The sequence below is a fragment of the Chthoniobacter sp. genome (assembly GCF_040003245.1).
GTDB lineage: Bacteria > Verrucomicrobiota > Verrucomicrobiia > Chthoniobacterales > Chthoniobacteraceae > Chthoniobacter.
The window spans coordinates 1-8,165 of sequence record NZ_JBDUCX010000279.1 but is presented as its reverse complement, the minus strand read 5'-3'; the positions used below and the strand labels follow the sequence as shown (position 1 = coordinate 8,165).

Annotated in this window: 8 protein-coding genes; 1 reads left to right on the top strand and 7 read right to left on the bottom strand. The window is 62.8% G+C overall.

Translation table 11 applies throughout. From position 1 onward, the window contains the following. The 7 genes from ABJF10_RS26750 to ABJF10_RS26720 form a co-directional block, all read right to left on the bottom strand. A partial coding sequence (locus ABJF10_RS26750) for a citrate/2-methylcitrate synthase (protein WP_348547685.1) occupies window positions 1–208 on the bottom strand: 208 nt, incomplete at its 3' end. A 107-nt stretch (window positions 209–315) separates the two neighbouring features. Then, window positions 316–1,221 carry a succinate--CoA ligase subunit alpha gene (sucD, locus tag ABJF10_RS26745; RefSeq protein ID WP_348547684.1) on the bottom strand — a complete coding sequence of 302 codons (906 nt, stop codon included), beginning with the start codon at window positions 1,219–1,221 and terminating at the stop codon, window positions 316–318. A gap of 80 nt (window positions 1,222–1,301) precedes the next feature. Next, entirely contained in the window at window positions 1,302–1,676 is a 375-nt protein-coding gene (locus ABJF10_RS26740; protein ID WP_348547683.1) for a VOC family protein, read from the bottom strand. Window positions 1,677–1,685: 9 nt separating this feature from the next. After that, window positions 1,686–2,876: an ADP-forming succinate--CoA ligase subunit beta gene (sucC, locus tag ABJF10_RS26735; protein ID WP_348547682.1), complete on the bottom strand. Its 1,191-nt coding sequence runs from the start codon at window positions 2,874–2,876 to the stop codon at window positions 1,686–1,688. A 329-nt stretch (window positions 2,877–3,205) separates the two neighbouring features. After that, the gene (locus ABJF10_RS26730) at window positions 3,206–3,715 is read right to left on the bottom strand and encodes a hypothetical protein (RefSeq protein WP_348547681.1); all 510 of its coding nucleotides are present in this window, start codon (window positions 3,713–3,715) and stop codon (window positions 3,206–3,208) included. 42 nt (window positions 3,716–3,757) lie between these two features. After that, window positions 3,758–4,282 (bottom strand): hypothetical protein, encoded by a 525-nt coding sequence (locus tag ABJF10_RS26725; protein WP_348547680.1) that lies wholly within the window; start codon window positions 4,280–4,282, stop codon window positions 3,758–3,760. A 79-nt stretch (window positions 4,283–4,361) separates the two neighbouring features. Next, window positions 4,362–7,454: a protein kinase gene (locus ABJF10_RS26720; protein WP_348547679.1), complete on the bottom strand. Its 3,093-nt coding sequence runs from the start codon at window positions 7,452–7,454 to the stop codon at window positions 4,362–4,364. Between the two features lie 101 nt (window positions 7,455–7,555). Here ABJF10_RS26720 and ABJF10_RS26715 point away from each other — a divergent pair. After that, on the top strand, window positions 7,556–8,165 hold a 610-nt coding region (locus tag ABJF10_RS26715), incomplete at its 3' end, for an adenylate/guanylate cyclase domain-containing protein (protein ID WP_348547678.1).

The window sequence follows — 8,165 nt, the reverse complement described above, 5'->3', positions numbered from 1 at the left end:
GAAGATTGTGCTCCAGAGCGGTGAGCTCGGCGCGGTTCGGCAGGTGACCTTGCCAGAGCAGGTGGACGATCTCCTCGTAAGTGACCTTTCCGGCGAGCTCATTGATGTCGTAACCGGCGTAGATCAGGACGCCTTCCGCGCCCCGCACGTCGCTAATTGCGGTGGAGTTGGCGATGATTCCTTCGAGTCCTTTGGCGGTGACAGGCATAACGTTTTTTCGTGGAGGTTTTCGGAAATTGGGGTCGCGGCACCTTACATGCTCGCTTGGCGAATTGAATTGTTTTTGGCGAATGGCTGCGCCGTTGGCGGGAAGCGTCAGCCTTTGAGGCGGGCGATCAACGTGTCGGCCATTCCGGCCGGGGTCGGCGAAACGGCGATGCCGGCGTCTTCCAGGGCGGCGATCTTCGCGGCGGCCGTGCCCTTGCCCCCGCTAACGATCGCGCCAGCGTGGCCCATCCGGCGGCCCGGAGGCGCAGTCGCGCCCGCGATGAAGGCGGCGATTGGCTTACGGCAATGCTCCTTCGCCCAGGCGGCGGCCTCTTCTTCGGCCGTGCCGCCGATTTCGCCGATCATGATGATGGCCTCGGTCTCGGGGTCGTCGTTGAACATTTTCAGCACGTCGGTGTGGTTCGTGCCATTGACCGGATCGCCGCCGATGCCGACGCAGGTGCTTTGCCCAAAGCCGCGCGAGGTGAGCTGCCACACGGCCTCGTAAGTCAGCGTGCCGCTGCGCGAGACGACGCCGACGTTGCCCTTCTTGTGAATGTAGCCGGGCGCGATGCCGATGCGGCAGCCGCCGTGGGATTTATCGCCGGTGCCGGGGGTGACGATGCCGGGGCAATTCGGGCCGATGAGCCGCGTCTTCCGGCCCTGCATGAACGCTTTCACTTTCACCATGTCGGCGACCGGGATGCCCTCGGTGATGGCGACGGCGAGATCGAGCTCGGCATCGACGCATTCCAGAATGGCGTCCGCGGCGAAGGGTGGCGGAACGAAGATGGCGCTGACCGTCGCGCCGGTGGCCTGGGCGGCTTCACCGACGGTGTCGAAGATCGGCACCTTGAAACCGTTGTGCTCGAAGGTCTGGCCGCCCTTGCCGGGCGTGACGCCGGCGACGAGCTGCGTGCCGTATTCGAGGGAGAGCTTGGCGTGGCGGGAGCCGAAGTCGCCGGTGATGCCCTGGACGAGGAGGCGGGTTTGCGGAGTAACGAGAATGGCCATGTGGCAATTAGGATTTAGGAATTAGCATTTAGCATTTGGACCGGTGCGAAGCGGTGCCGCCCATTGATGGGTGGGTTGCCTTAGTGGTGACCGGGTTTGCGTTTGTGAATGATGACCGGGTTGCCATCGGGATCGTGGACAATCGCCATGTGGCAGACGGGGGTCTCCATGGCGTCGAAGCGGAACGGCACATTGGCCTCCTTCAGCTCGGCGATAGCGGCGTCAAAGTCTTCCACCTCGAGCCCCACGCAGCAGCCGTCGCTGCTCGGCTTCCATCCCTCGGTCTTGCCGATGCCGAGGGTGCCGGCGCCGATATCATATTCGATCCAATGCCCGCCTCCGCCCATGTTGGTTTCCGACGTGACTTTCAGCCCCAGCAGGCCCTCGTAAAAGGCGCGGGCGCGCGGAATGTCCGTGACGGCATAGGAGGAAAAAGCGATCTCGACGATTTTCATGGTCGGGAATCAGGCGGCTTTCTTAACGGCGGCGACGATCTTTTTCGCGGCGTCGTCCAGGTCGTTGGCGCTGATCACGGCGAGGCCGCTTTCGGCGAGCGTCTTTTTGCCGGCTTCGACGTTGTTGCCCTCGAGGCGGACGACGAGCGGGATGGACAGGGCGGTTTCCTTCGCGGCGGCGAGGATGCCGGTGGCGATGATGTTGCAGTCCATGATGCCGCCAAAAATGTTGACCAGGATACCCTGCACGTTCGGATCGCTGAGGATGATCTTGAAGGCCGCGGTCACCTGGTCCTTCGAGGCGCCGCCGCCGACGTCGAGGAAGTTCGCCGGCTTGCCGCCCGCGTGCTGGATGATGTCCATCGTGGCCATGGCCAGGCCGGCGCCGTTGACCAGGCAGGCGATGTTTCCATCGAGACCGATGTAGTTGAGGCTGAATTCACTGGCGGCCACTTCGCGCGGGTCTTCCTCGCTCTTGTCGCGCAGGGCGAGGATCTCGGGCTGACGATAGAGCGCGTTGTCGTCGAAGTTGAACTTGGCATCGAGCGCGAGGAGTTCGCCAGTCTTGGTGATGACCAGCGGGTTCACTTCGATCTGTGAGCAATCGCGGGCGAGGAAGAGCTTGAACATCGCGCTGAAGAGCTTCGAAGCCGCGGTGATTTGCTTGCCGGTGAGGCCGAGGGCCTTGGCGATCTTGCGCGTCTGGAACGCTTGCAACCCGAGCGTCGGGTGAATCGGCTCGCGGAAGATTTTTTCCGGCGTGTGCTCGGCGACATGCTCGATGTCCACACCTCCTTCGGTGCTGGCGATGATGACCGGCGCGCCGCTGGCGCGATCGAGCAGGATGGCGAAGTAAAGTTCCTTGGCGATCGTCGCGGGCTCCGCGATGAGCACCTTGCTGACCAGCTTGCCTTCGGGGCCGGTCTGGTGCGTCACGAGCACCTGGCCGAGCATCTGGCCGGCGAGTTCGCGCACTTTTTCGACGGAGTCGGTGATGTGCACGCCGCCCTTGAAGCCATTCTGGAAAGTGCCTTTGCCGCGCCCGCCCGCGTGGATCTGCGCCTTGACGACAAACTCTTTCGTGCCGAGTCCCTGCGCCACGGCGACGGCTTCATCCGGCGTGGAGGCGACGGCGCCGCGCGTGGTGGCGACGCCGAATTTTTCGAAGAGTTCGCGAGCTTGGTATTCGTGGATATTCATTGAGCAAAAGGGGTCTACCGGCGGTTCTTCCGAAGGCGGGAAAGCACGGCCGAAACAGTCGACGGACGGTTCTTACTCAACCGCCGCGGAGTCGGGAATGAAAATCCGCGACCAATTTACGGGACGCCGCCGGAGGACGATTTTCCGCTGCGGTAGCGATCACGAATTTCGCGCGGCGATCTCACGTGTAGGGCGCGTGTCCTCACGCGCCGGGTGAGAATCCGGATTGCAGCGTCATCCCGGCGCGTGGGGACACGCGCCCTACACCCCGGCGCAGCGTACAATTCGCACACGTGGCGAGCCGCCTGCGTGCCCACCGTCCGAGTGCTCTACTGGCCGTTACCGACGTATTGCGCGGAGTAAGTCTCGAACTTGGACGTGGAGCCCAGTCGCGGCGTTTCCGTGACGTCGTAAACGTAGTTGCCGACGAGAGCTTCGGACTGGGTATCCCAGATCATCACGTCCTTCTTGGTGCCGGGAACGCTGCGTTTGTCCTTGGGCGTCTCAACAGCGATGTAGCGGGGCAGCTTTTTCTTCGCGGCGCGCACTTCCGGTGTGTCTTCTTGCTTGGCCGTCTTGCCGGTCTTCCCGGTCTTACCAGGCTTGGACGTGGGTCCGGCAGTCGAGTCGTGGCGCACGGCGTGAAGCTGCTTTGCCATGTAGGCGCGGGCATTGGCTTCCGCCACCTTGCGCTGGTATTCCGAGGCCTCGCGGCGGATGGATTGCGTCTGCGTGGTGACGATGCGCTCCATGATATCCATGGAGAAAGCCGGAGGCAGAGCGATGAGCACCGCACAACCAATGCTGGCGGCAACGATAAGACGAGGGGATGGTTTCATGGGAGGGAGGTAAAGGCGGAGATGAAGGAACTGCGCGGGTGACTAGCTGCCGGTGCCGACGTATTCGGCGGAGTAGGTTTCAAACTTGGCGGTGGAACCGACGGAGGGCGTGCTCTGCACGTCGTAGACGTTGTTGCCGACCACGGTTTCAGACTGGGTGTCCCAGATCATGACGGACTTTTTGGCCTTGGGCGAAGTCTGTTCGTTTTTCTCGGTGTCCACGGCGATGTAGCGCACCTTCTTTTTCTTCAGGGCCATTTTTTTCTCGGGAGCGAGGCGTCCGTAGTAAACCCGGGCGCGTTGCTCGGCGATCCGGCGCTGGCGTTCGGTGGCCTGGTGCTTGGCAATGACGTAGGCGGTGAAAGCCACGACGGCGCCGGTGGCGGCGCCGATGGCGATCGATTCCCCGGTGCTGGCCCCGGCGGCGCGAGCAATGCCGCCGGCAAGGATGCCGGCAGTGCTGCCGAAGACGGCGGCGTTTTCGCCGGGTGTCATGTTTTCGCAAGCGGCGACGAGCAGAGAGATGGAAGTGGCGAGTGCGACGGTTTTGAGCGTGCGGGGATTCATAGCGCTAGTTCGACAATTGTTAGAGAGAGGGCAGGCCACTGGCAAAGAAATTCGCAGGGCCGGGCGGTGCGTGGACGGGTCAGTTTTTGTAGATCACCTGGTGCTGATTGCACCAATCAATCGCCGCCCGGTTGCCGGCTTTGGCCGCCTTGCGGTACCAAGAGGTAGCCATGAGGATGTTGCGGCCCACCCCGCGACCTTCCTCGAGGGCGGCGGCATAGAGTTGCATGCTGAAGGGATTACTGGCTTTGGCGCCGGTTTCAAAGAGCTCCACCGCCTTCTTCGGGTTGGCGGCCACGCCCTGACCATTCATGTAAAGAATGCCGAGGTTGGCGGTGCCATCGAGATTGCCCTTGTCCGAGGCCTTGCTAAACCACTGCACAGCAATGGTGAAATCCTTGGGAACGCCCAAACCGTGGCTGTAGCAGAAACCCATTTCAGCCATGGACCGGGCATCGCCCGCATCGGCGGCTTGATGCAACAGTTCCGCCCCCTTTTCCGGGTCGGCCGTTACGCCCGTCCCGTGGAGATAGCACTCGCCGAGTTCGAATTTGCCGCTCGGATCGCCCTTGTCCGCGGCTTTTTGAAACAAAGCGACCGCTTTTTCCGGCTCCGGAACATTCATGCCTTCGCCCTTTTTCAACATCAGGCCATATTGCACGAGGCCCACTAAATCGTCTTTCTCTGCCGCCTTGCTGAACCACTGGACCGCGATCTTCGGCTCGGGGATCCGCAGGCTATCGCCGATGAGCAGCATGGCCGAAAGAATCTCCATTTGCGCCGATTCAAAGATTTGGGGACGCATGCCTTGAAACTCCTCGAAGGTGATCGGGCTGGGCCGGTCACGCAGATGGTTGAGCATCGTTTCCAGGTGATTCTTTCCCACGGGGGATTCGGGATAGTCCTTGGTGATCTTCAGCCACGCGTCGAGCGACTGGGACCAGTCGCCTTTTTCCTCGAGTGCTTCCGCGGCGATGACGGCGGATTTCAGCAAATCCTGCCGCGTCGGGCCGGGAGGCGGGGTGGCTGGAGCGGGCGTCGCCGGCAGGGGAGTGCTCGGGACGGGAGTGGCTGGCGGATTATCCGCGGCGATCAATCCGGTCTGGCCGTTGGTGCCGGTCTTGGAAGGATCGTCAGTCGGGTTTTGCGTCGTGGGGTCGGTCGAGTCTTTCGTTTTCGGCTTGGGCGAATGAAGGAAAAACAACAAGCCCGCGCCGGCGATGAGCACGGCGGCGAAACCGCCGATCAAAATCAACGGCGCCTTCTTTTGTAATTGCGGAGCCAGTGGGGCGACCGACGGGATGACAGGAGGAGGAGTCGATTTCTGGACGGGCGCCGCGGAGCCGGGGGCCTTGGATTCGTGACGCCGGACCTGCAAGCCATCGAGCTTCGAGAGGGCGGCATAAAATTCCCCGGCCGAGGGAAAAGAGCGGGCCGGATCCAGCGCCCGGCGCAGGACTTCATTGCCCTCCTCGGAGAGGGTGGAGAGCGGGGTGTAGCGTGCGGCCGGGCCGCCACCGTGCAGAGCGAGCGGGGAGAGCGTTCCGCCGAGCACTTCGTACGTCACCGCGCCGAGCGCCTGCACGTACTGCGGGCGGGCGTCCGCGTCGGCGGCCACTTTCTTTTCTGCGCCGCCTCCGACCATCGTCTGGCCGCCGGCCCACGTTTGCGAGGCCCCGAATTCGCGGGTCGCGCCGAGCGGATAGAGCTTCAGTTCAAAGGCCGGCCAGGTGCTGATCGGGGAGCGCAGGAGCGTCTCCCTTTCCACCAGTTGCAGGAAATGAATCTGCAACTGGTGCAGTCCGAACTGGAGATTGTTCAGCCCGAGTCGGAGCGCCTCGTCGGCCCCCGCGGCGGCCTGCTGGAGCAGCTTGAGCGCTTCATCGGCGCCGAGTTCCCGCCGCGCCTTGAGCAGCTCGAGCACGGAGAAGCCCTCGGTCCATTCGAGTACGAGGAAGCTGCCGCGGTCGACGGTTTCAAAGCCCAAAACACCGAGCAGATTCGGGTGCTTCACCGGGACCAATTTGTCGACCTCCCGCTCGAGTGCGCCCATCGCCATGGTGTCGCCGAGCGCCTCCGGATGCAGGACGATGAGGCGCACTTCCGTCTTCCGCTGGGTGTCGTAGGCGCGGAAAACACGGCCCGCATTGGTCTCCCCGCAGGACTGGGCCACGCGATAGCGATTCGCGATGGTCGTATTCGTTTCGAAGCTCCCCACGTAGGGAGAGGACACCGTGCTGTCTTCGAGCAGGGTGGCGAAATCCTCCGAGTGCTCGACCGCTTCGGCCGTCATCGGGGCGGCGCCACCGGCGCTGGTGATTTTTTCGATGGCCGTCTCGATGCCCCGGCGCAATTCCGCCGGGGTCTGGTAGCGATCGTCGGGATCCTTGGCCAGCATCAGGCGCAAGACGTCGGCCACCGCCGGGGGCGTCTTGTCCAGCCTCTCGAAAGGTGGCGGCTTCGAAAGATGCTGGCTCATGACCTGGGCCATGGAGCCGGCGAACGGCGCCTGCCCGGCGAGCATGTACCAGAGCGTGACCCCGAGGGAATAGATGTCCGACCGGGAATCGAGCTCCTTTTCCTCGAGCTGCTCCGGGCTGGCAAAATGCGGCGTGCCGACAAAACCACCCATGCTGAGCGTGGCGGCGTCTTCCCCTTCCGGAACAACCGAGGCCTTGGCAAGGCCGAAGTCGATGACCTTGGCGACGAGCTCGTCGTCCTCTTTGACGAGCATGAGGTTCGCGGGCTTGATGTCGCGGTGCACGAGACTGTGCTGCGCGGCGGCGTTGAGCGCGCGGGCGACCTGGGCGGTGATGGTGAGGGCGAGCACCGGGGCGAGCGGCCCTTGGCGCTTGATCAGCGCATCGAGCGTTTCGCCATCGATGAACTCCATGGCGTAAAACCACGTGTCTCCCTCGGTGCCGAGGTGAAAGACCGAGGCGACGTGCCGGTTGCGGAGCTGGGCGGCGGAGCGGGCCTCGCGGACAAAACGCTGCCGCGCGACTTCGCTGTTGAGATAAGTCGCGTTAATGACCTTGAGCGCGACCGGCATCCTCAGGCTCGTGTCAAAAGCCTTATAGGTAATGCCCATGGCGCCCCGCCCCAGCTCAAAAAGTGAGCCGTCGTCGCGGGTCAAAACTTCGTAATGGTCGAAGACTGCGGTATCAGACATGAAATATTTTTCGCGTCGCCTATTGTGCAGACGCTGTCAAATGTTGCAGTTTTCCGTGGCCTTCCGCAATGTGCAAACAGCAAACTGCTGTTCCAACCCTCATGGGAGCCAAACTTTCGATCCAACCAGCCCAAGCCGACGCCTTCGATGTTCCCATCGGAAATACGGCCACGATTGGCCGTACCCGGGAGAATACCGTCTGCCTGAGTTTCAGTCCTCTGGTCTCGCGGCAGCATGCCATCATCCGCTGCCACAATGGCTGGCAATACCAACTCATCGACCTCGGCAGCCGCAATGGGACCTACGTCAATGACCAGCGCGTGGTCATGCCGGTGACGCTGACCGACGGGGCGAAAATCCGGATTGCCGACAACATCATGATTTTCTCCGAGCACGCCGACGAGAGCTCGGGCGAACATAACGCCATGACGCTGGTCGGCACGATGTCGTCTTCCGACCACAGCGTGGTCGAGTCGCGCCCGGTGGCGCTGCTGGTCTGCGACATCCGGGGCTTCAGCACGATGTCCGAAAAAATTCCCAGCGCGGACATGGCGCAGATGTTGGGCGCGTGGTTCCGCGAGACCGGCAACCTGGTCGCGCAGAGCGGCGGCACGATCGACAAATTCATCGGCGACGCCATGCTCGCCTATTGGGCCGGTGCGGGCCGCGCCCCGGCCGATTGCGGCACCGCCTTTGCCGCCGCGAAAATGA